Annotated in this window: 21 protein-coding genes; 8 read left to right on the forward strand and 13 right to left on the reverse strand. The window is 50.5% G+C overall.

Features of this window, described 5'->3' with window-relative positions; translation table 11 throughout:
- Nucleotides 1-85 precede the first annotated feature (85 nt).
- From AC07OI_RS16995 to uvrA, 4 genes are all read right to left on the reverse strand, one after another.
- Nucleotides 86-2,521 carry an FtsX-like permease family protein gene (locus AC07OI_RS16995; RefSeq protein ID WP_495258023.1) on the reverse strand — a complete coding sequence of 812 codons (2,436 nt, stop codon included), beginning with the start codon at nt 2,519-2,521 and terminating at the stop codon, nt 86-88.
- Nucleotides 2,522-2,534: 13 nt separating this feature from the next.
- On the reverse strand, nt 2,535-3,215 hold the full coding sequence (locus tag AC07OI_RS17000) for an ABC transporter ATP-binding protein (RefSeq protein WP_495258024.1): 681 nt from the start codon (nt 3,213-3,215) through the stop codon (nt 2,535-2,537).
- A 17-nt stretch (nt 3,216-3,232) separates the two neighbouring features.
- Nucleotides 3,233-4,519 (reverse strand): efflux RND transporter periplasmic adaptor subunit, encoded by a 1,287-nt coding sequence (locus tag AC07OI_RS17005; RefSeq protein WP_495258025.1) that lies wholly within the window; start codon nt 4,517-4,519, stop codon nt 3,233-3,235.
- Between the two features lie 214 nt (nt 4,520-4,733).
- Nucleotides 4,734-7,673 carry an excinuclease ABC subunit UvrA gene (gene uvrA, locus AC07OI_RS17010; RefSeq protein WP_492704905.1) on the reverse strand — a complete coding sequence of 980 codons (2,940 nt, stop codon included), beginning with the start codon at nt 7,671-7,673 and terminating at the stop codon, nt 4,734-4,736.
- Nucleotides 7,674-7,863: 190 nt separating this feature from the next.
- Between uvrA and AC07OI_RS17015 the strand changes: the two genes are divergently transcribed.
- Complete coding sequence (locus AC07OI_RS17015) at nt 7,864-9,048, forward strand: MFS transporter (protein ID WP_495258104.1); 1,185 nt, start codon at nt 7,864-7,866, stop codon at nt 9,046-9,048.
- Nucleotides 9,049-9,082: 34 nt separating this feature from the next.
- Entirely contained in the window at nt 9,083-9,574 is a 492-nt protein-coding gene (gene ssb / locus AC07OI_RS17020) for a single-stranded DNA-binding protein (protein WP_495258026.1), read from the forward strand.
- A gap of 291 nt (nt 9,575-9,865) precedes the next feature.
- On the opposite strand, the gene AC07OI_RS17025 is transcribed toward ssb, so the two are convergent.
- Nucleotides 9,866-10,441 carry a PadR family transcriptional regulator gene (locus AC07OI_RS17025; RefSeq protein WP_495258027.1) on the reverse strand — a complete coding sequence of 192 codons (576 nt, stop codon included), beginning with the start codon at nt 10,439-10,441 and terminating at the stop codon, nt 9,866-9,868.
- 100 nt (nt 10,442-10,541) lie between these two features.
- On the opposite strand from AC07OI_RS17025, the gene AC07OI_RS17030 reads away from it, so the two are divergent.
- On the forward strand, nt 10,542-11,099 hold the full coding sequence (locus tag AC07OI_RS17030) for an ester cyclase (protein WP_495258028.1): 558 nt from the start codon (nt 10,542-10,544) through the stop codon (nt 11,097-11,099).
- Between the two features lie 599 nt (nt 11,100-11,698).
- Here the strand turns inward: AC07OI_RS17030 and AC07OI_RS17035 are convergent.
- The 4 genes from AC07OI_RS17035 to AC07OI_RS17050 form a co-directional block, all read right to left on the reverse strand.
- The gene (locus AC07OI_RS17035) at nt 11,699-12,124 is read right to left on the reverse strand and encodes a YciI family protein (RefSeq protein ID WP_495258029.1); all 426 of its coding nucleotides are present in this window, start codon (nt 12,122-12,124) and stop codon (nt 11,699-11,701) included.
- A 55-nt stretch (nt 12,125-12,179) separates the two neighbouring features.
- Nucleotides 12,180-12,884 (reverse strand): DUF899 family protein, encoded by a 705-nt coding sequence (locus tag AC07OI_RS17040; RefSeq protein WP_495258030.1) that lies wholly within the window; start codon nt 12,882-12,884, stop codon nt 12,180-12,182.
- 47 nt (nt 12,885-12,931) lie between these two features.
- A complete protein-coding gene (locus tag AC07OI_RS17045; RefSeq protein WP_492704916.1) occupies nt 12,932-13,351 on the reverse strand; it encodes a VOC family protein in 420 nt (139 codons plus the stop codon).
- A gap of 102 nt (nt 13,352-13,453) precedes the next feature.
- Nucleotides 13,454-13,981, reverse strand: coding sequence for a GNAT family N-acetyltransferase (locus AC07OI_RS17050; RefSeq protein WP_495258031.1), 528 nt, complete (start codon nt 13,979-13,981; stop codon nt 13,454-13,456).
- Nucleotides 13,982-14,171: 190 nt separating this feature from the next.
- Here AC07OI_RS17050 and AC07OI_RS17055 point away from each other — a divergent pair, with 190 nt between their 5' ends.
- Genes AC07OI_RS17055 through AC07OI_RS17065 form a run of 3 tightly spaced genes read left to right on the forward strand, consistent with a single transcriptional unit; the run spans nt 14,172 to nt 17,264 of the window.
- On the forward strand, nt 14,172-15,434 hold the full coding sequence (locus AC07OI_RS17055; protein ID WP_495258032.1) for a DEAD/DEAH box helicase: 1,263 nt from the start codon (nt 14,172-14,174) through the stop codon (nt 15,432-15,434).
- Nucleotides 15,435-16,085 (forward strand): hypothetical protein, encoded by a 651-nt coding sequence (locus AC07OI_RS17060; protein ID WP_492704922.1) that lies wholly within the window; start codon nt 15,435-15,437, stop codon nt 16,083-16,085.
- Nucleotides 16,086-16,106: 21 nt separating this feature from the next.
- Nucleotides 16,107-17,264 (forward strand): nucleotidyl transferase AbiEii/AbiGii toxin family protein, encoded by a 1,158-nt coding sequence (locus AC07OI_RS17065; protein WP_495258033.1) that lies wholly within the window; start codon nt 16,107-16,109, stop codon nt 17,262-17,264.
- Nucleotides 17,265-17,298: 34 nt separating this feature from the next.
- Here the strand turns inward: AC07OI_RS17065 and AC07OI_RS17070 are convergent, their stop codons facing one another.
- Entirely contained in the window at nt 17,299-18,318 is a 1,020-nt protein-coding gene (locus AC07OI_RS17070; RefSeq protein WP_495258034.1) for a right-handed parallel beta-helix repeat-containing protein, read from the reverse strand.
- Here AC07OI_RS17070 and AC07OI_RS17075 point away from each other — a divergent pair.
- Complete coding sequence (locus tag AC07OI_RS17075; protein ID WP_495258035.1) at nt 18,317-18,496, forward strand: hypothetical protein; 180 nt, start codon at nt 18,317-18,319, stop codon at nt 18,494-18,496. The genes AC07OI_RS17070 and AC07OI_RS17075 overlap by 2 nt on opposite strands.
- Here the strand turns inward: AC07OI_RS17075 and AC07OI_RS17080 are convergent.
- The 3 genes from AC07OI_RS17080 to AC07OI_RS17090 form a co-directional block, all read right to left on the reverse strand.
- On the reverse strand, nt 18,493-20,913 hold the full coding sequence (locus tag AC07OI_RS17080) for a TonB-dependent receptor (protein WP_495258036.1): 2,421 nt from the start codon (nt 20,911-20,913) through the stop codon (nt 18,493-18,495). The two genes, AC07OI_RS17075 and AC07OI_RS17080, sit on opposite strands and share 4 nt — an antisense overlap.
- Before the next feature lie 87 nt (nt 20,914-21,000).
- Nucleotides 21,001-22,896 (reverse strand): hypothetical protein, encoded by a 1,896-nt coding sequence (locus AC07OI_RS17085; RefSeq protein WP_495258037.1) that lies wholly within the window; start codon nt 22,894-22,896, stop codon nt 21,001-21,003.
- 281 nt (nt 22,897-23,177) lie between these two features.
- Complete coding sequence (locus AC07OI_RS17090; protein WP_492704927.1) at nt 23,178-24,185, reverse strand: LacI family DNA-binding transcriptional regulator; 1,008 nt, start codon at nt 24,183-24,185, stop codon at nt 23,178-23,180.
- Between the two features lie 295 nt (nt 24,186-24,480).
- On the opposite strand from AC07OI_RS17090, the gene AC07OI_RS17095 reads away from it, so the two are divergent.
- Entirely contained in the window at nt 24,481-25,320 is an 840-nt protein-coding gene (locus AC07OI_RS17095) for an NAD-dependent epimerase/dehydratase family protein (protein WP_495258105.1), read from the forward strand.
- The last annotated feature ends 9 nt before the right edge of the window (nt 25,321-25,329 follow it).

Here is a 25,329-nt window from a genome sequence, read left to right on the forward strand (position 1 = left end):
CAGTTTATGACGCACGGGAGAAGAGGTTCAGGCCAACTGTTCTGCTGAATTCCCGGAAACAGATCTGGGAATTCACAGGCTTTACTCAGGCATGCAGGGAAAGGGCAAGACGTTGACGAGTGGCTTTTCTGGCTTGCAGGGTGACAGCAATGAAGGCGATGGCGCAGGAACATAGCAGTGAAAACACCAGCGTCCACCAGACGATGGGTGCGCGTTCTACATAGCTTGCCAGATAGCGTTCTATCGTGATGGCCGCAACGGGCAGGGCGATGGCGGCTGATAGCAAGGTCAGCAAGCCTAATTCTTTCATCACCAGCCTGGTGATATGGCGTTTGCCTGCGCCGTAGAGTTTGCGCAGGGCGATTTCTTTTTCGCGTCTTTGTACCGTATAGGCAGACAAGGCATAGGTGCCGAATGCCGCGATGGCCAGGGCGATGATGCTTGAGATGACGAGCAATCTTGCCAGGCGCTGGTCTTCTTCATAATGCGCGTCAAGGATTTGCCGGGCACTGTGCATCTCCAGTAACTTGTCAGGGAAGTAGACGGGCCAAAGGTTTTGCAAGGTGCTGGCAGTCGCCGCAACAGACGTACTACTGCGTATGCTGAGTACGGTTCCTGCCACCCAGAGTTCATAGGCGATGGCGCGTGGTGCTTCGCGAAGGGAATGGAAGCGCAGTTCAGGGGCAATGCCTATGATGCGTTTAATCGCTTGCTTGCCGTCGAATTGCTTGTACACCAGAATTTTTCCGACAGCGGCTTCCGGTGTGGCAAAACCCAGCTGGCGTACTGCAATGGTATTCAATATGATGGGTTCAGCATCGCCTTCCTTGTCCAGCCTGGCATCAAACAAGCGTCCGGCGACAGGTTTGATCTGGTAAGTAGCAAAGAAATTGGCACTGACGGATTTCATGTCGGGTGCAATCGCAGTGCCATCCGGCAGTTTGACATCCATCAGCCACGGGTTGATATAACGGCCTATGGCATCTGTTGACGCAGCCATGCTGGCGACATCCGGCTTCTGTGACAAGGCTGCGATCAGGCCCTGGGCATTCTTGCTTTCACTGACAGGTTCGGGCAAATCCACGATCAGGATAGGAGCAGGATCAAAACCCGGCGATGCCTTGATAGCAAAGTCTGCCTGCCAGGCGATTGCCAGCGTCACGCTGGCCAGACCCATGGCAGTGGCAATCTGCAAGATTGTCATCAGCCTGCGCAATTGCCTGCCTTGTGTGGACTCACTGTCAGGTCGCCCTGCCAATACCTGGGTAGGACGGGTACGGATGGCAATCCAGGCCGGGTAGATGGCAGTCAGCACACCCAGCAGCATACCAATGATGAGAGCGGCAGCGAGATTGCCGCCGGAGACTATGCTGTCGAGCTTGCGGTTCATGAGTTCTGCAAACAGCGGCAGCGCGAGGTAAGCCAGCAGCAGGCCCAGCCCAGTTGCCAGCATGGATACCAGCAAGGATTCCGCCAGGAATTGCAAAATGATTTGAGGGATGCTCGCTCCCAGCACCTTGCGCATGCCTATCTCACGCTGCCTGCGCAGTGTGCGCACCGTCGCCAGATTGACATAATTGATGGCTGCCAGCACCAGGATAAGGGTGGCGATAGCAGTCAGCCCTTTGATCACCGCAGGGTCGCCCCGGTCACCCGGCACAGTGATAGGATTTTTTGCAATTTCCTGATCAAAATAGGCGTCCCGCAAAGGCACGAGGCTAAGGTCCATCGCCTTGCGTGTACCCAGTCTGGCTTTGGCATCTGGCAACATATTGTTTTGCACACTGCTTGCATGATCGACGATATCTTGCAGCTTTTCGGTAATCGCCTTGAGTGAACTGCCAGCTTGTATACGTATGAAGAGTTTGGCATTTGAAGCGTGCGCACCTGTCAGCGCTTCAGCCCGTTCTTCGGCGGAAAACAGGGAGGAGTTCTCTCCGACGACAGCAGAATAAGGTATCGTCGTATTGGCAGAAGCATCGCGCAAGATAGCAGCCACGCGCAGGGTCTTGTCATTGATCTGTATGGATTGAGACAGGGCCGGTGAAGGGCCAAATATCTTCCTGGCGGCGCTTTCGGTAATGGCTATATTTTCTGGTTTTTCCAGTGCGGCTTTCAAGTCTCCCGCTACTGCCTGTAAGCCCAGTATTTCTGCAAACCCTGGCAAGGCGGGAAGAATTTTCAGTTTGCTGAGATTTTCGCCCACGCGGACCGTGGCATCAGGTTGCAAAATATAACCACTGATATCAAGAACCCCAGGGATATTCTTGCCCGGTATACGAAGCAGGGCGGGGGCCTGGTCAAACCGTGCTTCTGCCGGGTCAACATTGTATTTATGCTTGATGACATACACTTCATCGACGTGCGGTATCTGGCTATCGTATTCAAAAGCAAAGCGTACAAAACCCAGCATCAACAGACATATCGCCATGCCTAAGCTGAGTATGCATATGCTGATGCCTGAATAGCCAGGTTCTTGTGCCAGCACGCGCCAGCCTATGCGGAAATCTCTTAATTTCATCTCAGGTTCTGCCTCATGCTGCCTGCAAGGCATCGACGACGATACGGCCATCAAGCAAATGCAGGGTGCGTGAAGCCTGCGCTGCGTGTGATGGTGAGTGGGTGACCATGACCACAGTCGTGCCTTCTGCATTGATGGTGCGCAGCAAGCGCATGACTTCATCACCATGCGCACTATCGAGGTTGCCAGTAGGTTCATCAGCCAGCAAGACCGCCGGATTGGCAATCAGGGCGCGGGCAATCGCCACGCGCTGCTGCTGGCCGCCAGACAATTGTGAAGGCCTGTGCTTTGCCCTGTGGCTGATACCCAGTTTCTCCAGCATGGCAGCAACGCGTTCACGTCTTTCCTTGGCTGGCGTGGCGGTATATTCCAGTGCCAGTTCCACATTTTCTGCGACGGATAATTCTTCGATCAGATTAAAGCTCTGAAAAATAAAACCTATGCGACCACGACGCAATTGATTAAGTTTGTTTTCACTCCAGGAAGATATATTCTGGCCTTCGAACACATAGTCGCCATGCGTAGGTACATCGAGCAAGCCCAGCAAACCCAGCAATGTAGATTTGCCACAACCAGAAGGCCCGGTGATGGCGACATACTCGCCTGCATCAATATCGAGGTCTATCTGGTCCAGTGCCGTGGTTTGTATTTCGCCGGTGATATGGATTTTGCTGACAGCTCTTAGTTTGATCATGATAAGTTTCCTGATTTTTATTTACTGATTTGCAAGCGTTCTGCATTAGTAAAATTGGCATAGCCCGATACGATCACTTTGTCTCCTTTTGCCAGACCTGACAAGACTTCTATCTGGCGATTATTGCGCCTACCGGTTTTTATTTCACGCCTTACGGCTTGTGTCCCATCGGGTTTAAGAGCAAACACCCAGTTGCCACCTGTATCCGTGACATAGCTCGCATTGGGCAATAATAAAGCCTGGCCCGGTTCACCCAGCGTGATATTGGCTTCCAGGCTTTGACCTGGGCTGATCGCATAATCCTGCTCTTGCGCAAACTCCAGTTCCACCTTAAAGCGGCCATCCTTGATTTGCGGGAAGACATTACGTACCACGACGGCCAGGGTTTTATCCCCCAGATGTACTATGCCATTGCGCCCGCTGGCAATTCGGTTCAAATAATATTCATCTATTTGTGCCACCAGTTTTACCAGCCTTGGGTCATCGATGCGGCCTATGCGTTTTCCCGTCGTCATGGTTTCGCCAACTTGCAAATGAAAGTCAGTCAACCTGCCTGCGACCGGGGCGCGCACGGCTAGTGCTGTGACCGTGGCATTCACCAGTTGCAAACCTGACTGCAAGTCCCGGATGCCATTTTCCATTTGCAATTGCGCATCACGCTTCACTTTCAGCTCTGCATCGCGGCTGGCTTTTTCTTCATCGACGGCAAATTGTGCACGTTCCAGTTTGTCTGCCGACTCTTCCAGTGCCACTAAAGAAATAAAATTTTTCTCTGCCAGTTTTTTATTTCTGGCATGTTGCTTTTTTGTTTGCGCCAGTTCAAATTCCAGTGTCGACAAACGACGCTGGTGATCCGTATTACCCAACTGAAAATTCACGCGCAAATTTGCCAGATTGGAAATCTGTTGCGTATGTTCTGCCTGCCGCGCCAGCAATTCTAGGTTGCGCTGTGGATTCGATAGACGAAACAATAATTGCCCCTGTTTGACCATGCTTCCATCCTGAGCAAATACTTCTTCCACGCGACCAGATTCAACAGCATCAAGCACTACTGAATTGAGTGGCTCTGCGGTGGCGCGCAACATCAGATCATCCAGATAAATCCCTTGTTCAACGCTGGCAATACGCAGCTCATTTGCTTTTACCAGTAAGCCTTGCGGCATCATATACCAGGCCAGGCTGGCTAAACCGCCAAGCAGCACCAGCGCAAAGCAAGTCCGCAGCCAGCGCTGCTTACGCTTTCCGGGTATCACTTTGTCCATCGCCTCGCCGGTAATGGCGGGGCGTGCATTTGGCTGGTTCATCTCTGGATTTGTCTGCTGTCTCAGTATGTCTATTGCAAAGCCTGTGCCAGGCATGTCCTGCCCTTAAAACCAGTATCTGTGTCATATTTCTTGCGAAACTGTCCGGAAATGGACAAGTCAGCGACAAGTTTGCTTGTTCATATACGGACACAGCCAGCCAATAAAAAAGCACCGCTCCCATGACGGGAACGGTGCTTCAATGAATCTCAAAAACTTACTTGGGTTTTTTTAACAGCGGCAACAAATATTTGCCCGTCACACTCTCAGGGTTGGCAGCCACTTCTTCCGGTGTGCCTGTCGCAATAATCTTGCCGCCACCAGCACCACCTTCAGGGCCAAGATCGATGAGCCAGTCAGCGGTTTTTATCACGTCCAGATTATGCTCAATGATAACCACCGTATTACCCTGGTCACGCAGCCTGTGTATTACCTTCAACAGCAGAGCGATATCATGGAAGTGCAGGCCAGTGGTAGGTTCATCCAGGATGTACAGGGTGCGGCCAGTATCGCGCTTGGACAATTCCAGCGACAGCTTGACACGTTGCGCCTCACCACCCGACAGGGTAGTGGCGCTCTGTCCCAGCCGTATATAACCCAGGCCCACATCCAGCAGGGTTTGCAATTTGCGTGCAATGATAGGCACGACCTTGAAGAATTCATGCGCATCTTCTACCGTCATGCCCAGCACTTCATTGATGTTCTTGCCCTTGTAATGCACTTCCAGGGTTTCACGGTTATAACGCTTGCCGTGGCAGACATCGCAAGGCACATACACGTCAGGCAAGAAATGCATCTCTACCTTGATCACGCCATCGCCCTGGCAGGCTTCACAACGACCACCCTTGACGTTGAAAGAGAAACGGCCAGCGCTATAGCCACGCTCTTTTGCCGTTGGCACAGTCGCGAACAGGTCACGGATAGGTGTGAATAAGCCTGTGTATGTAGCAGGGTTGGAACGTGGTGTACGACCTATCGGTGCCTGATCGACAGAAATGACTTTGTCAAAATGTTCAAGACCGCTGACATGATCAAATGTTGCCGGTTCAGTTTGCGAACCATACAAGTGACGCGCAGCGACGTGATAAAGCGTGTCATTCACCAGCGTTGATTTGCCTGAGCCAGAAACACCGGTAACGCATGTCAGCAAGCCCACTGGCAATTTCATCGACACTTTTTTCAGGTTATTGCCACGCGCACCGGCAATCAGTAATTGCTTGGCAGGGTCTGCTTTCGTACGCTTCTTGGGCACAGCAATTTCCAGCGCGCCACTCAGGTATTGCGCAGTCAGTGAACGCTTGTTGCCCATGATATCTGCCAGCGTACCCTGGGCGATAATTTCACCGCCATGTACACCTGCACCCAGACCCATGTCGACCACAAAATCGGCGCAGCGTATCGCATCTTCATCATGCTCAACCACCAGCACGCTATTGCCAATATCACGCAAGTGCTTGAGCGTATCAATGAGCCTGTCATTGTCGCGCTGATGCAAGCCGATAGATGGTTCATCCAGCACATACATGACACCCGTCAGGCCAGAACCAATTTGCGATGCCAGACGTATGCGCTGGGCTTCACCACCAGAGAGGGTATCGGCACTGCGTTCCAGCGACAGATAATCGAGACCGACGTTATTCAGGAAAGTCAGGCGTGCCGTGATTTCCTTGATGATGCGGTCAGCGATATCGCGCTTGGAGCCAGTCAATTTCAAATGTTCAAAGAAATGCAGGGTTTCGCGCAAAGGCATGGCGCTGATATCGTAAATCGCCTTCTCTTGTTTGCCTGTCCCCACCTTGACATAACGTGCTTCTATGCGCAGGCGTGCACCATCGCAAGACGGGCATTGTTTTTCATTGATGAACTTGGCCAGTTCTTCCTTGACGGCCATGGAATCGGTTTCGCGATAACGGCGTTGCAAGTTCGTGACCACGCCTTCAAAGCTATGCTCCTTGATGACGGTACGGCCTTTTTCATTGATATAGGTAAACGGTATCTGCTGTTTGCCTGAACCATACAATATTGTCTGCTGTGCAGATTCCGGCAATTGCTCGTAAGGCGTATCAATATCAAATTCGTAGTAAGCCGCCAGGTTGGACAGCATCTGGAAGTAGAATTGATTACGCCTGTCCCAACCCTTGACTGCACCACTTGCCAATGACAAATTAGGGAAGGCGACGATACGTTTAGGATCAAAAAATTCTATATGTCCGAGACCATCACATTCAGGGCAGGCACCCATGGGATTATTGAAAGAGAACAGACGCGGTTCCAGTTCTTGCAATGAATAACCGCAAATAGGGCAGGCAAATTTGTTCGAGAATAATTGCTCATGGTTGCTGTCCATGTCCACAATCAGGGCGCGGCCATTCGCCAGGCGCAAGCAAGTCTCGAAAGATTCTGCCAGGCGCTGCTTGATATCCGCCTTGACCTTGACGCGGTCGATGACTACATCTATCGTATGCTTTTCAGTCTTCTTCAGCTTGGGCAGATTATCGACTTCATAAATCTTCGCCTCATGCGTGCCGCTCTGTACGCGAAAACGTATAAAGCCCTGTGCCTGCATCTGCTCAAACAAATCCATGTGCTCACCCTTGCGGTTGGCGACCACAGGCGCGAGTATCATCAGCTTGGTATCTTCCGGCATGGCCAGCACGGCATCCACCATTTGCGACACTGACTGCGCAGCCAGCGGGTTTTCAGGGTGATCCGGGCAATACGGTGTACCTACGCGCGCATACAGCAGGCGCAGGTAATCATGGATCTCGGTGACCGTGCCAACGGTAGAGCGCGGATTATGCGACGTGGCTTTTTGTTCGATGGAGATAGCCGGTGACAAGCCCTCAATCAAGTCCACATCCGGTTTTTCCATCAACTGCAAAAACTGACGCGCATAGGCTGACAGCGATTCGACATAGCGGCGTTGGCCCTCTGCGTACAGGGTATCAAAAGCCAGTGAAGACTTGCCCGAACCAGACAGGCCGGTGATGACCACCAGCTTATTGCGCGGCAAGTCTATGCTGATATTTTTCAGGTTATGGGTGCGTGCACCGCGTACGCGTATCAATTCACGTTTTTGTGCCAATTGAACATCACTGGCATCAAAGTCAATTTCTGCCGGTTTGGGCGCTTTTACTGCTTTTGTGCGTGTCGTCATAATCTCTGTGCTGAATTTGGGCCGAATTGGAGGAAGTAGGCGTGCAACCTGATACTATAACGGGTTTTGAAAATTAACGCGGGCTCGTCTTTGCTTTACGCAAACTAAACTGATTTGGCGAGCTTTTTTGAATATGACTATTGCAACATCTTCCGACGCATCCGCACTGAGTGAGCAAGAACCTGCCGGCATGAGCCGTGAGGAAATCAGCTCCAGTGCTTCCCTCGCTTCCATCTTTGCCTTGCGCATGCTGGGTCTGTTTCTCATCCTGCCGGTATTTGCAATTCATGCCAAAACCCTGCCTGATGGTGACAATGCCAGCCTGGTTGGCCTCGCCATGGGCATGTATGGCCTGAGCCAGGCGTTCGGGCAAATCCCCTTTGGCATAGCCTCGGACAAGTTTGGCCGCAAGCGCATCATCGTCATCGGCCTGTTGCTATTTGCCATTGGCGCTTTTGTTGCAGCATCTGCAACCACAGTCGTAGGTGTCATCATCGGTCGTGGCATACAGGGTGCAGGCGCGATCTCCGCCGCCATCACCGCCTTGATTGCCGATACAACCAGAGAAGAACACCGCACCAAGGCCATGGCCATGGTGGGCGGCTCCATAGGCCTGACCTTTGCATTTTCACTAGTGGCCGCACCCTTGCTGTACCAAAGCATAGGCATGAGCGGCATCTTTGCCATGACTGGTGTCTTGTCACTGGTGGGCATCGCTGTTGTTGTATTCATCACGCCAGAAGCACCAGCCATACGCCATAAACCTGTACCCCTGTCCGTAGTCTTGAAGAATACCGAACTCATGCGCCTCAATTACGGCGTGTTTGCCCTGCACCTGACACAGATGGCCATGTTCGTCGTGGTGCCAGCGGCACTGGTGCAATATGCTGACCTTCCCGTTGCTGCGCACTGGAAAGTCTATCTGCCCGTGATGTTCGCCTCTTTCATCGCCATGTTGCCAGCGATTTTCATCGGTGAGAAATTTGGCAAGATGAAACAGGTCTTTGTTGCCGCCATTACCCTCTTGCTGGTGGTGGAGCTTGGTCTGTGGCAATACTTGCAATCCCCAGCCATGCTGGTAGGCTTGCTGTTTGCATTTTTTATCGCCTTCAATATCCTGGAGGCATGCCAGCCATCCCTGGTATCGCGTATCGCCCCGCCAGCCGCCAAAGGTGCGGCGCTAGGTGTGTACAACACCCTGCAGGCCCTGGGCCTGTTCTGCGGTGGTTTGCTGGGGGGATGGCTCAAGCAAAGTTTCAACCCATCATCAGTTTTTGTTGTTAGTTCTGTGCTTACAGCAGCGTGGCTTATAATCGCTATCAATATGCCCAATATCCCCAAGCGCAGCAAAACTGTCGCCGCGGTCAAGGCATAAATTAATTTGTATCAGGAAAAATTAGGAGAAATACATGGCATCAGTGAACAAGGTCATTATCGTCGGCAACCTTGGGAGAGACCCGGAAACCCGTTACATGCCATCAGGCGATGCAATGACCAGCATCACCGTGGCAACCACCGATAGCTGGAAAGACAAATCCAGCGGTGAAAAGAAAGAACAGACAGAATGGCACCGCATCACCTTTTTCGGCAAACTGGCAGAAATCGCCGGTCAATACCTGAAAAAAGGTTCGCAAGTCTACGTTGAAGGCAGCCTGCGCACCCGCAAGTACACTGACAAAGACGGCGTAGAAAAATACGCGACTGACATCAAGGCAGACAGCATGCAAATGCTGGGCAGCCGCCAGGGCATGGGCGGCGGCGCACCGATGGACGACAGCGGCTACGGCGGTGGCGGCGGAGCACCAGCCCCACGCCAACAGGCAGCCCCACAGCAACGCCAGGCCCCAGCCTCACGCCCGGCACCGAATTTCTCGGATATGGATGATGATATTCCGTTTTAACCCCGAACTTTTTAAAATGTAAACAAGAGCCCACTTCCTCTATGAGGAGTGGGTTTTTTGTTGGCAGTAAAGATGATGCCGGGATCAAATCACTGTTTGCTGTGCTTAGCAACGGTGGCGAGATGCAGGCACCATTGGCGAAAGCCTTTTTGAAATTCATTTCTGACCAGATCTGGCCAGACGAGTCGAATGAGCCTCTGGCCTTGGTCTTAGCTCGCATTGAATTGGTGACAAAAACTGCGCGTATGTCCTGGGGGAAACGGGGGCAGGTTTGCGAGAACCGTCTTGCTGCTATTTTGCTTTTGTAGCTTCAGGAGTTTTTGTGGAGGTCTGCGCATTGAGCGCTGCAAGCGCTTCATCGCACCAATCCACATAGGCTAGTTCGTAACGAACCCCACAACGGATGACCAGGTAATCCGCCAGCGCAGTTGGCGACAGGGTATCTGCATCTGGAAAATCACGCGCAATCACTGATTGATAAAATTCTTGCTTATCAAGATGGATCTGTCGATGTCGCTTTATTTCCTCTATCAATACACGGCGGTCAACCAGAGATTCTGCCCGCAGCTTAATCAACAGATCCTCACGCATGGCTGATACGCCAATTGGCTCGGCTATCCACGTTGCCAGTACCTGTCTCCCTTGATCGGTAATGGAATAGCATTTGCTGTTGGGGCGGTCTCGTTGCTCGACCAATTCAGCCGTGACCAAACCATCCCGCTCCATCATCGCAAGTTCTCGGTAAATCTGCTGGTGTGTCGCATTCCAGAAGTGACTGACGACGCGATCGAATTCCTTCGCCAGTTCATAACCGCTACGAGGATGCTTCAGGATAGAGGACAAGATTGCGTGCGCGAGAGCCATCATTGAAGGATATCATAGCTTTGCAACTTATTGCATAGCTAAAATTGGCGTGATAATATTCATATGCAACAAATTGCATATGAATATTAAAAAAGGGAATCATATGAACAAACTTGTTTTTTCAAGAATATTTTCAGTTGTTACCTTGCTTGCTGCTTCATATGTGCTTTTTTTTCCGTCAACATCGAGGGCGAGAACGCCAGGGGATACGATCATGCATACAGAAGTGCCTGCTGCATCCAGTGCCAATAGCCATGAAAATATGGTCCGGAACTATTATCAGACAGCCGAAATGCGGCCATACAGCGAAGAAGCCATATCCAGCTTCTTTGATGATAGTTACCAAAGTTATCCACCTCGCAAGAACGCACCTGGTATTAGCGGCAAGCAAAGTGCATTGAACCTCCTGAAAAATCTCTCAGTTGGTTTTCCGGATGGCAAGCGCAGTTTTGTCATGATGGAGTCTTTGAGTGAAGATAGGGTACTGGTTTACTTTACGTTCACTGGCACGCATTCGGGCCCATTCTTTTCATACCTTCCAACCGGTAATCAAGTGTCCTTTGTGGGTGTCGATATTTTTACAATCAAGGACCATAAATTCGTAGCGAATCATCACGTTGAAGATGTGAGTGCACTTCTCGAGCAACTGAAGAGTAAATAATCACGATGCCCGATAAACGAAACCATTGACTGGGCTTTGCTGCTTGCGTTAATGCTGAGAGGTTTTATAGCAACGAAGGGATGCTTGGAAAAAGTACCCGGCTAACTCTATGTACTTAGAACGCATTTCATAAATACGGTGAGATGCGTTTGCCTCTTAACATGGGGTGGCCAAGGGTAAAACTATGGACAAGGCAGTCAATAGCGGTGCTATTGATCACGAGTCGAATTGTCAAAACCTGCAGTCCGGCGTGCGTTACGAGGCAAACCCTCTTAGTGAACTGACGATTTGGGCGCATTGCAGCGCGTAGTGTGTCACCCCTCCCTCGCTAAGGCATCAGCCTTAGCTTCACAGGGTACACACCTTAGGCCTTGCACTGCATCTCAAATCGTCTTGTTCGCACTCACCCCTATTTATGAAAGGAGTTCTAGTATCAGCTAGACAGCCACAGGCGTGCCTGGCAGCAGTTTATCCAATGCAATTTTTTCTCACAGAGAATTTTCTACGGGAGCTGAAGAGTTGAAGATGCCATTGCTTTAACAGGTTTGATAAAACCTAAGTCCATGGAATAAACCTGTGTGCTTCCAAAATTCTCTTGCTTAATTCTTGTCGGCAATCTGCTTGCGCAAACGGTTATCCTGTTCACGCAATTCTGGAGTGAGCACTTCGCCAAAATCTTCATTCTCAAATATTGGTCTTATCTCAATTTCTGATTCGCCCGGCATGGGATTGGGGCAGCGTTTTACCCAGTCTATCGCCTCCGCAAGCGATTTAACTTGCCAAATCCAGAAGCCAGCCACCAGTTCACTGGTTTCTGCAAACGGGCCTTCTATCACTTTGCGGTCAGTTCCTGAGAATCTGACCCGTGCGCCCTTTGATGATGGATGCAGGCCTTCCCCTGCCAGCATGATGCCGGCATTCACGAGTTCTTCATTGTATTTCCCCATTTCTGTCAGCATTTTTTCGCTTGGCATTACGCCAGCCTCGGAATCTTGCGTCGCCTTGACGATAACCAGAACTTTCATTGTTTGCCTCCGTCTTGTGTGGGGAAGAGCTGATTTGTTTTTATGGGGATGATCTCTATGTCTTTGGATAACTGAGTTTAGGATACCAGTCAGCCCCACGTCCTTCGGGAGTGCTGTCGAGTATGGTCCAGAGTGGCATGAGGTCGGGTGCGCCACGTGGATCCTGACCGGGATCTGCGCTGTCGGCACCCATTTCGCCGCTCCAGAAATGCCGGATAGTGCCATCGCGCCGGGTAAACACATTGAAAGCGGGAATGTCGGCATCGTCTGCGTTGACGTAATCGCGGGTGTAGTCGCCACTGACATCGGAATACAGTCTGAGATGCTGCCAGCCACGTTCTTTTTTAAAAGAGATCAGGCGCTCAATTGAAGAACGGGCGATGACCACCAAAGAGATGCGTTGTGCAACATCTGTTGCTTCGCCATCCCAGGCGGACAGCAAAGAGGTGCACATGGGGCATGGCCGTTCCCGTTTCGGGCCAAACATGTAACTGTAAATCGCCAGGGTCTGCTTGTCGCCAAACAGGCTGGCGAAGTCGGCAGGGCCGTCTTCGCCTTCGAAGTGATATTGCTTGGCTACTTCACCTCCTGGTGGCAGGGCGCGCCGCTGTTCTGCTACGCGTTCTATCTGCCGCCGGAGCTCAATTTCCTCCGCGAGTAAAGCATTCCGGGCAAGTCTGTATTCTTTACTTTCGTTAGGGAAATGCACAGTGTTCTTGCTTGCCAATTCGATTGCTGACTTGAGTTGTGGTGTAACCATGTGAAAATCTCCTGAGCATGAATGACATGTATATTTGGGGTCTGGTATCAGTTTTCCTGCTCAGCCACGTTGACCATCCATGACACGCCAAAACGGTCGATGACCATGCCAGACAGGGATGTCCAGAACACCTTTGCCAAAGGCATCTGCACCTTACCGCCATCGCTGAGTGCAGCAAATAATTTTTGCGCCTCGGCATCGTCTTTGGCTTCCAGATTCAGTGTGACACCTTTGATGTCCGGGTGGGCCAGGGTCTCGACGCCATCGCTTGCCATCAGCGTGGTATTGCCTATGCGAAATGATGCATGCATGATTTTGTCAGGATCTGGTGAAACCGCGCGCAACGCCGGGTCAGGACTGTCTTTCCAGCGCATCATGACGATTACCTCTGCCCCCAGCGCCTCTTGATAAAACTGAATAGCTGCTTCGCTGTGGCCACCAAAGGCCAGGATAGTTTCAACTTGCATGGTATTTCCTTGGAGTATAAATAGCTTGCCAATCACTTTAACCCGCAGCTTACGCCAGTCGCAATTGGCGGACTGTTCGTCAGCTCACATAAAGAATCCAGGTTACAGCACCAATTCCATAAACCGCCAGCGTGGATGCAAGGCAGATGGCACTTCCGCACCTTCATAAGGTGGGCAGTCCTTGAAGCCGGCAGTTTCATACAGTCTGTGGGCTGCATGCATGAAGGGTGCGCTGTCCAGGCGCACACGTTGATAGCCCAGGCTGCGGACATCGTTGAGCAAGTGCTGTAAAAGTGTGTCGCCCAGATGCAGTCCGCGAAAAGCCGGTAATACGTACAAGCGTTTTATCTCGGCAATGCCAGTTTGTATGCCGCGCCTGCCACCCATGGCGGCAAACTGACCATCTACTTCGACCAGATAAAACATGCTATCAAGTGCATCTGCACCACAAATTTTATCCAGCGCGCCAGGCACATATTCAGCCAGTGACATACCAAGTAAAGCTTCAGTAGTAATACCAAAATCTTGCGCTATGTTCGCTGCCACCCAGCCCATATATTCCATATTCATGGTGATGAGGACATCTTTGTGTTGCGCAATATCAGCCTTGATGAAAGTAATTGTTGTCAAAATGCTGACTCCTTAAATGAGTAATCGCAGATATTGCAGGGGTTGACATCTGCAGGTGTATGGCAGTTTTGCACTACAATGCGCATTGATAGGGATTAAAGCACTGGCGCAATCTATACCTTGATGCGCATTAATATCAATAGTGTAACGCTCAATCAAAAATTTCTCTTCTTCCTCTTAGACTTTACCCATGACTTTTGAATCCCTAGGCCTGATCCCGGAACTCTTGCAAGCGGTCGCCGCACGCCAGTATGAAACACCTACTGCGGTGCAGGCGGAAGCTATTCCGGCAATACTGGCTGGCGAGGATGTCATGGCACTGGCACAGACCGGTTCTGGCAAGACGGCTGCCTTTGCTTTGCCATTGTTGCAGCGCACGCAGAAGGACATGGAAGAAAGCAGCAAACAGCGTAAAGTCAAAGTCCTGATACTGGTACCTACCCGTGAATTATCCGGGCAGGTAGGCCAAACAATTGAGGCTTTGGCAGAGCATTTGCCAAAGAAGCTGAAGGTAGCTGTTATCTATGGCGGTGCTTCCATCAACCCGCAGATGATGCATTTACGTGGCGGCGCCGATGTCGTCATCAGTACACCAGGCCGCTTGCTGGATTTGCTGGATAGCAATGCCCTGTCGTTAAAGGACGTGGCAACGTTGGTACTGGATGAAGCAGACCGCTTGCTGGACCTGGGCTTTGCCGATGAGATCAAACGCATACTTGAGCAGTTACCTGCCAAGCGTCAAAACCTGTTTTTCTCAGCCACTTTCTCACCCGCAGTCAAAAAACTGGCACTGACTTTGTTACATGAGCCCAGACGTATTGCAATTGCCGACCTGCGTGAAAACCTGCCAGACATCGCGCAAAGAGCGATTACGGTGGATAGTGACAAGCGTACCCGCCTGCTGGTACACCTGATCAAAGAGCAGCAATGGGAACGCGTACTGGTCTTTGTCGCCACCAAATATGCGAGCGACACCGTCAGCAATAAATTGAAAAAAGCAGGTATCAAGGCAGAAGCATTTAACGGCGATGCCAGCCAGGGGGCACGCCAGCATATGTTGACTGACTTCAAGGCCAACCGCATACAGGTGCTGGTTGCTACTGACCTGGCGGCCCGTGGTATTGACGTGGCTGGCCTGCCTGCTGTCGTCAATTATGATTTGCCCCGCTCGGCTGACGACTACATCCACCGCATAGGCCGCACTGGCCGTGCCGGTGCGAGCGGCACGGCGATCAGCTTTATCCTGGCTGAACATGAAATGCATTTCCGCCTCATAGAAAAACGTCAGGACAAACGTGTGCCACGCGAGACCTTGCCCGGTTTTGAGCCTGTGGCAATTGCAGCAAACAAGGCAGACTCTGAGGATAGCCCCGATGCGCCCACCGGTGGCATCAAGGGCAAGCGCAAAAGCAAGAAAGACAAGCTGCGTGAGTTGGCCGAAAACAATAAATAAATGCGCGAAAATATTTCTGGACAGCCAGCTTTTGCGAGTGCTGCGTCTCAAACCATGTTGCCATTTGAGATTCATCTGACGGTAGCAAATGTACAGGAAGCAGATATTCCGGGATTCATTGAGTTCTGCGGGGAGATCAAGGCAAAACCGCTCCTGATAGAATTATCAAGAGGTACGCATTATCAGCAACTGATGTTGAGCAAACTTCTGATGGCGGATCGACTGGATGCCGTATTGGAGGTAGCAAAAAACTATGGCTGCATATTGAACCAGCGAGCTTACAAAACAAGCCGCCTGAAAATAGAGATACCCCTGCAATACGCAGAAGAGTATAAAAAAAATGTAGCCATGTCATCAGATGTTTACTATGAATGGCACGGTAAAATCAATTTCTCCAGGTCCGAAGATTTGCTGCGGTTTTGTGAAAATCATGAAGTGCATCTATCCAGAAATTCCCTCAGAAATGAACCTGGAATGCGTTTTGTGACTTTGCGCGAATCGGGTAGCAAGGCTGTTTTTTTGCGCAGGGTTGAAGCTTTGCAAAAAGGTCTGAAGGACAGTGTCTGGACCATTATGCACGAGCGTTTCGAATACTGCATCTTTGATGATAACTGTGCGCTGGATCACGGTTGGCTGTATCAGTCTCTTTAATGGAAAATCAGGAACTCTTTGATGTCATCTTCTAACTTACCAGCATGTGATGTTTCCCCCGCTTTCCTGGCCGGTGAGGCTTTCATACGTCGTGCCGCAAGTCTGGATTTACCTTTCATGCTGAAAGGCAGTTTCTTGACACGGCAATATTTTCAAGACCCGGCTCAACGCATTCCTGCTGATCTTGATTGGGTATGCGCGCAGGGAGTCGTTGATGCCGCGGGCGCGCGCACTATTCTTGACCCATGGGCAGTGGCAGTCACTGAAACTGTGGCAGAAGATGGCATACATTTTCGCAGCTTTAGAGAAAATGCTTTTTGGCGAATGATAGATTACGCCATGGCAGAAGATTTTCCTACGGTGAATACTGATCTGGCTTACTGCGTGGGAGATGCACCATACAATGAAATTAGTATGGATGTGTCTCTGAATCTGGATCTGGCACAGGGGCCTGTGCCTTTGCTCTACAGGCCGGTTGTGGGCGACGCTTTTTTGATTAAAAATACAGTTCCACTGTCCTTGCAAATCGCATGGAAAATTCATCAGACCCTGGTCAGGCCACGTTTCAAGGATTTATTTGACCTGGGGCACTTGTTACAGCATCCAGACTTTGATGAGGGCGCTCGCACTCAGATGCAGCAGGCACTTGAACGCGAATGCCAGGCTGGCAAAGTCGATATGCGGACACTGACATATTTTTTGAGTGGAGATATTGCCAGGCTTTTTCCAAATAATTCCATAGAAAAGAACTGGAATCTGTTTCGGCATGATCAAACGCCACCTTATCATTCCTACACAGACATACTTGCGTTTGACCGGGCAGATCGAATTACGGATGCCGGTAAGTTGCCGCGCGATTTATCTGATTTCCTTGAGCAATTTCATGTAATCCTCATGCGGGCAGGTTTGGTTGAGGGGGTTGCAGGATGCACGCCAGTAACATCCAATGCACAAATCGTCACGTTCTTTATGCCGCCAAACCGCCTTGTTCCTGAGATAGTGAAGTCTGCACCTGAACAAGACAATAAACCAGTTGATGGTGACGAAGGTCATGCTAAAAAAAGCAGCGAGTCGGACGCTGTTATTCAATCTCCTATGCAGTCTCGCGAAGCTAAGTCACTTCCAGAAAAAACGTCGATTCTGGGAAATTGGATAAAGAAGATCAAGGCCTTGTTTTAGCAGGCCTTGATTTGAATTTGGACAAGGCCTGGCTTTAGTTTGTGCAATGAGTAAGCGCAACGTTCGCCACGCCTGAACTGGTATTCGTTACCGAGTTATTGTCACAGACGATATTGCCAGTCAGGCCTGACTGCACATTGATGCCATAGCCCTTGGTATTGAGATTAAAACGGTTGCTGCTGAATTTATTGTTCTTGCCCCAGCCGGTATAAGCCTGATGGACTTGAAAGCCATCAAGCAGGTTCTTGTCGCTGGAGGTGGGGTGGTTATTGACGGTATTGCCGGTGATTGCGTAATTATTGCCTTTGACATCAATCACACTGTCGGCATAATTTTCTCCACTGATGCCGCTGCCGTCAAAGATATTACCCTGTATCAAACCATCAGACGAGCCTTCCTTGATGTCTATACCTTCGGCGTTGACGTTAGGGCCTATGCTGTTGGTCAGTACCTTGTTGCGGTCACTCTTGTCCGGGTTGCATGAAGTGTAGGTGCACCAGTTGGAATTGGCTGATCCTATATACACACCTTCACCAAATCCAGCCTGCTTCTTGCCAGTGTTGTAGATGTGGCTGTTTTTCAATACATTGTCGGTGCTGAAGGCGCGAAAGTGTATGCCTTCATCATCGACATCATGCACCGTCAGGTTTTGCAATACGTTGTTGGTGGAGGTATCAAGGATGATGCCCTTACCTGAATTATTGACTGTGATGCCATCAATGATCCAGTAGTTCGCATGATCGAGATACAGACCATAACCGCCGCTGTTCGCCAGCACTGCGGCAGATGATCCGGCAGGGCCTGTCAGTTGTATGGGCTGGTCGGCCTTGCCATTTTTGTTCTTGATGACGAACTTGTCTTTGTAGGTGCCTGCCGCTAGTTGTATCACATCACCTGCTTTAACCTTGCTGATGGCGTCTTGTAATTCCTTGGCGGTTTTTACCTTGTACGTCGTCGCCATTGCAGGCAATGCTGCTACTGACAGGGCGCAAGTGATGAATGCCAAAGCCGGTTTCAGGAAAACTGTTTTGCTATTTGGTTTTGCAGATAACATGATGTACTCCTTGCTTGTTTGGATGGAATTAACTTCTCGTTATAAAAAACAGACGGCAGAAAACCATCCGGCAGAAGTGCCGGAATTTGAAAAAGGGGGGGAATGCTTGATCTTCAAAGTCGTGATGAACGGTACAGATTGTTCATCACGAGCTTCATTTTTGACTAAAGACGCTTAGAATTTGGCATCCAGCCTGACACCGAAATAGCGGAATGCGTCACGCGCAGGTGTCCAGGTAGTGTTGGTCACTGTCAGCACAGGATTTGGTGCTTTTGAACTCCAGCTACCTACGCCAGTGAAACCAGTATTGGCATAGTGGCGGTCAAACAGGTTGTTAACAAAGAAGCTCAGTTTGTACTTGTTCATCTTGTCCCTGATGCCAAAACCGATATTCGTCACGCTGATGGCAGACACCGCCAGTGTAGGGTCCTGGTTCAGGTTGGTGATGACATCGCTTTGATAACGCACACTGCCTGTGATGAAAGCATCGAAAGGCAGGTTGCTGAAGCGCAGGTCATATTGTCCACCAATATTGGCCTTGATCTTTGGTGCATTTGGCATCCTGGCCCCTGCCAGGTCTTGCACGTTCTGCCCGCCATACTGTGCAGACTTTAACTGGCATTCTGCATTGAAACCACCATTCGGACTGCCAGCAACATTATAGCAAGGGGCATTCGGGAACTCTGTAATGGTGGCATCGGTGTAGGCTATGCTGCCATTCAGTATCAAATCCCTGGTTACCAGTGCCGAGACATCCATTTCCACGCCACGCGTCTGCACACCACCTACACTATTGAGGCGGGTCACATAAGTTGTCGTACCAGGCAGATAGCCACCAGAATTTTGCTGGTAATCGCTGAACTTGCTGTTGAAGGCAGCGATATTCAGCGTCAAACGGTTATCCAGGAAATTACCTTTGAGGCCGATTTCAAAGGTCTTGGCAGTTTCTGATTTAACTGGTTGCTGGGCAGCAGTGGCTGCATTCAAGCCGCTGGTCAGGTCATAGGCAAGACCTTTATAACCGGTAGAGCCCATGGCATATACCATCAGGTTGTTGCTGACCTGATGCTGCAGGCTGAGTTTGCCGGTGGTGGAGTTTTCGGTATTGTCGAGGCTGGAAAAATAGTCTGTCTGTACATAAGCACCGGGTGGTGGTGCGCCGACAGAGAAACGGTAACCCGAGGTTTCACGGTTATAGCGCAGGCCTGCGAGCAGGCTGAAGTTCTTGGCAAAGTCCCAGGTTGCCTGGCCAAACACGGCGCTGTTGACATTGTAAGTGTCGGTAAAATATTGCACAGGCGTGGTCAGTGTAATGCCGTTGTAGCCGCGCACGAAATGGCGCTCTATGGAATTTTTTCCATACCAGTAACCGAGCACATAACGCACGGCATTCTTGTCATTAGAGGTGAAGCGCAATTCCTGTGTTTGCGATTTGACGTCGAAGGTGCCGTACTGGGTATAACCGGCATTAATACCGGCAGGCTTGCCGTTCGTCAGCGGGTAATACAGCAGGGTAGGCACATCGACAAAGTCCTGGTCGCGTGAGTCATTGGCATAGTAACGGTCGATTGAAGAAATCGAGGTCAGCGAAGAGCCATCGGCAAAGTTGTAAGTGAATTTCAAGCCCGCGCCACGGCTGGTCGAGGTCTGGCCTGTCATGGCGTCATTGCGCACATCGGTATTGTCCGGACCTATACGTATGCCATTCAATAAGGTCGTTGCAGGCAGTTGCGCAATATTCGACAACAGACCGCCTTGTGCCGGTGTCAGGCTGGTCAGCGCCAGCACGCAGCAGGATGTCACCGTGCTGTTATAACGTGGCGAGAAATCGACATCGATATTATCGGTAGGGTGCCAGCTCAGTTTGGCCATAAAGGTCTTGCCGCCAGAGCCGTTGACCTTGCTGCCATCAGTCAGGTTATTCACATTGCCGGGGAAGCGGTTATCGCTGGCACTGACACGAAAACCAAATTTCTCTGATACCTCACCGCCGTAGCTGAGTCCAAAGCGCCATTCACCATCACTTGTGTATAAAGTGCTGGCGCTTCCTGCCAGCGGGCCGGAGATGGGTTTGGTGACGATATTGACCGCACCGGCAATAGCGCTTTTACCAAACAGTGTGCTTTGCGGACCTTTTAAAATTTCTATGCGTGAGATGTCAGTCAGATCCTGGAAGGCCTTGACCTGCATGCCCATGGGAATATCATCGATGATGACTGCCACATCAGCTTCCACACCTATGCCTATCGATGTGGTACCTATACCGCGCATATTGATGCCATTATTGGCTGGTGTCGAACCATAGGTAATCGACAATGCGGGTGACAGATTGATGACGTCAGCGATTTCCCTGACATTATTACGCTGCAAGGTGGCATCACCCAGGACTGAAATCGCCATCGGCACATGGTCAAGTTTTTCTATGCGCTTGTTGGCCGACACGACGACTTCATTGAGTTTGCCGTCGGATGTTTCTGCAGTAGTAGCCTGTTGTGCCTGCGCTGCCTGTGTCAGGGCCAGCATGGCCAGGCTGATGGCGAAGCTCAGGGGTTTGAGTTGCATGGGGTGTTGTTTGCTGCTGAATTGTGCTGACATTCTTGTCTCCGGAAATTGTAGTTTTATACTATTTTTTACTGCTGATTTTTTGATGAATTTTCGTTACTAAATTCTCGCTGTTCAATTCTATTGATACCGTATCGTCCATTTGATTTTCAGTGGCTGACCAGGCTTTAGCTGTTGCGTGTTGCAACTGATATGGTTGATGAAGGGTCCAGTCGGGGTCTGGAAGTAGGCGTCACCAACTACCCGTTTAACCGCGCATTTTTCCAGACCTTCCACGACGAATTCCGTCACACCGCCTTTACTGAAATAAATGTGATTTCCATCCTGCCTGACCGCATCAGAAAAGCTGCTGAACTCCAGACTGGCTTCTTGTATCTGCGTGCTGCCGGTCGCTGTAAATTCATCTGTCCTGCTGATGTTGCCGGATTCAAACTGGTAGCGGCTATTGAGTTTTACCCGGTCATCTTTTTGTGGTGGCTTGCCTTCGCCTGTCATGCGTGTCAGCCCGCTTTGCTGATAGCTGATGAATGCAGATTTTTCTGTTTTGCCAGTCTGGATATTGCTCATGAAAGCGGTGGCTAGCAGTTTGCTGCCATCTGTCAGCGTCAGACTGGGGACAAGCTGCGGATGGGCAAAGCCGCTGTCTGGTATGCCGACGATGAGATCATTTGAAAACGGCAGTGGGTAATAGGGGCTGTTCGCATGCTGGCCAGCACCACCATTGGCCAGTAACAGGCTGAACACATGCTGGCGGTCGCGGTAGATCGCCAATGCCCTGTCATACTCACCGCGGGCAAACCAGTTGAAGCTGAAACGTGGCTGGGTTTTATCTGCCCATGCTTGCAGGTCGGCCAGCGGTATGCGCTGGTCATAACCGAGTTTGTGCCAGATGGCATTGGTGGTCAGCAATTGATGCAGGAGTGAGAAATTTTCACCCAGAACCCTGTGCGCACCACGGTAGGCATCGGTCTTCCTGCCCTTGCCCCACAAATCGACTGAATGCAATTGCGGGTCATACCAGAAGCTTAAAAACTTGTTGAATACATGGGTAGAGTAGGCATAGGCATAATCTCTTTCCACAGGCGTCAAGACATCCAGATAAGCAGATGCCGACAGGATTTCGAGTATCGCGGTATCACCGTAAGCGCCTATGCTGCGGCCAAAGCTGAAGCCATCGCCCTTGTCATTTGCCATATTCAGGGCGATGTCTGCGGCTTTCCTGAGTTTCAGTTTCAAGTCAGGTCGCACTTCCTTGCCGGTTTCTATGAGCCTGTGGCAAATCTCGGCAATCAGTAAAATGCTGTAGCGGTCAAAGCGACCTTCACCATCGGTTTCATCAGAAAAACCATATTCGCCAGAATGTGCATCGTAGTGCGCCAGCAGGGTATTCAAGAGTTTTTCACTGCCACTGGCATCTTCCCAACCGAGCAACATGCGCAGGCGTGCCACGCCAAATGCCACGCCATAATAATTGGTGGGCAGGTTGATGAGTTTCAGGTCCGCTTCATTGACAAAGCTGCGCCAGTCCAGTTGCTTCTTGAGTTTGGCCAAAGTGGCAGGGCTGACGGCTTGCTCCAGCAAGCCCGCTTGCTGTATCTGTTGCAGTGCCAGCAAATAATAATAAATGCCCCAGGTATGGTTTTTCATATCGACCGTCATGTCGGCACTGGTACGAAAATTTTCTGCTGCCTTGCGCCTGGCTTCTGGTGTCAGGGCAGGGTTCAGCATTAAATGGGCGAGGCCGGTAGCGATTTTCCCTGGCAGGAATTTATCCTTGCCATTGAAGGCAGGGTAACTCGCCAGCGTGGTTTGCAATCTCTCGACCAGCAGTTTTTGTGACAGGTAATCAAGCTGGGGGTAAAGCGATTCTTGCACCAGCGTGTTCATGGGGGGCTGCACTTGCGCCACAGATGCAGTGAGTTCAGCATGGGCTGAAGCGCTAATGTTCAGTGACAGTGCTGACGCTGCGATGCAAAGCTTGTGCAGATTGTTGAGGAAGGGCTTGCGGTAAGACATACATCTCCTGATTTTGTTATGTTTCCCTTGGTATGCGGTTTCAAATTTGCATTTGAAAGTATTTTAGGAAAACGTTTAACTAAATAGTAGATGAATTCAAATTGAAGGTAAACCTGATTTTAGATTTTTTTATTAGCCTATCAAAATTGAGATGCAAGAGTTGAATTGACAAGGCAGTGCGTTTTCTGCACGCAGAGATGCGGCTGGGCAGCGCATTAAAGAAAACGTTTTCTCGGATTGTCGTTTTTTTGCACAAATACGATTTGTTTCGTGCGTAATTTTCAGGAATTGGCCGGGCTTCTTCTGTTCATGACTGAGGAGCGCAAAATCAGTTGCGGTTCTATCGTGGTCAGGCCACGGGCAGTTTCGCCATTGATCATGCTGATCAGCGTGCGCATGGCAGCGACGCCCATTTCTTCACTTTGCAGATCGACTGAGGTCAGTGCGGGCGAGGTATAGCGGCCATACTGGATATTGTCGAAGCCAGCAATGGAGACATCTCTGGGAATATCAAAACCCAGGTTTTGTGCTTCTTTCATGAAGCCAAGTGCCATTAAATCGTTATAGCAAACCACGGCATCAGGATGTTGTTTACCGAGCATGATGGAAGAACAAAGGCGCTCGCCTTCTTGTGCAGATGGTGAGTTGACGTTGTAGATTTCTGCTGTCAGTTGATGCTCGCTCAGGCATTCCTGCAGGCCACCAAAACGTTCTTCATCACGGCGGGACTTGTTGAAACCCATATAGGCAATGCGCTTATGTCCCAGGGTCAGCAAGTGCTGCGCCAGCATGTAGGCACCCTTGTGGTCATCACTGCTGACACAGGGGGAGCTGAGCTGGCTCAGGCGGCCAAAGAATACCAGTGGTTTTTCCAGTTGCTCGGTCCAACTCAGATCGGCTTCACTCATGCGTGAAAAAAGTATCATGCCATCGACACGGCGGCTTAATGCTTCTATCAAGGGTTTTTCACGACCCAGGTTTTCTTCGGTATCGACCAGCAGCAAGGTATAACCATGTTCTATGGCGATGCGGTTGGCCCCTTTTACGATGCTGGTGAAATGGGGATTGCTGACATCCAGTATCGACAGGCCTATGGACTTGGTGCGCCCGGTGATCATGGATTGGGCCAGCGGGTTGGAGCGGTAGCCCAGGCTGTCAATGACAGCCGTGATCCTGGCTTCTACGGTAGAAGAAAAACGCTGGGTACCATTGATGAATTTGGAGATGGTGGCAGTAGAGACGCCTGCTTCAGCGGCGACATCACGTATGGTCGGTGGTTTTTTCTTCATCGCGTATAAAAAGTATTCCAGACAAGCTATGGCTGTAAGCGTTTAACTGCCAAGCTGATTCAGGATGTATCTTACCGTACAACCTGCCAGACATGTATCAATGTCATCTTCCATGCGCACCTAGGGAGATCGCATTTTCCGGGAGCACGGTATGAATTTACTTCGAGTGCAAGGAAATATTTGACCGCGGCAGAAATTTCTATATACTTAGTTAAACGTTTAACTAATAAATTGATTTGCCAGGTTTACTTCAACAGGGCAAATCAGGGCCTACACCAACCTGAAATCAAAAATGATGATGACTGAACAATTTAGTGAGCAATCCAGTGAAAAGCCTTTTAATCGCCTGCTCTTGACGGGTGCAGCCGGTGGCCTGGGGCGGGTTTTGCGTGAGCGCCTGAAGCCATGGACGAAAATACTCAGGCTCAGCGATATCGTCGATATAGAAAACCTGGTGCCTGGCGAAGAGGCGCAGACCTGCGACCTGGCTGACAGGGCAGGAGTATTTGAATTACTGAAAGATGTCGATGCCGTGCTGCACTTTGGTGGCATCTCTGTCGAGGACAAGTTTGAACCCATCATGCAGGCTAATATTTTGGGCATGTATCATTTGTATGAAGCGGTACACAAGCTGGGTATCAAGCGCGTTATTTATGCCAGCTCCAGCCATGTCGTTGGTTTTTATCCGACGACAGAGAAAGTGAATGCGGACAGCCCGCTGCGGCCAGATGGTTTTTATGGTCTTAGCAAATCTTATGGCGAAGCGCTGTCGCGTTATTATTATGACCGTTTTGGCATAGAGACGGTGTGCCTGCGTATAGGCTCGTCCTTTCCTGAACCCCGTAATACCCGCATGATGGTGACTTATCTTAGTTACGATGATTTGCTGCGGTTGATCAAAACGGCATTGTTCACGCCCAAGGTGGGGCATAGCATCGTCTTTGGCGTATCGGACAATCCGGCGAAATGGTGGGACAACAGCAAGGCAGCCCACCTCGGGTTTACACCCAAGGATAGCTCAAGCGAGTTTGCCGGACGCTTCCCGCTGACTGCGAGCTGGCCCGATGCTGACGACATGACCAGCACCTATCAGGGTGGGCCGTTTGTTGTGGCCGGGCCGCAATACCAGGACTGAGGCAGCTTC

This window comes from Undibacterium sp. GW821-FHT07F11 (genome assembly GCF_059418665.1).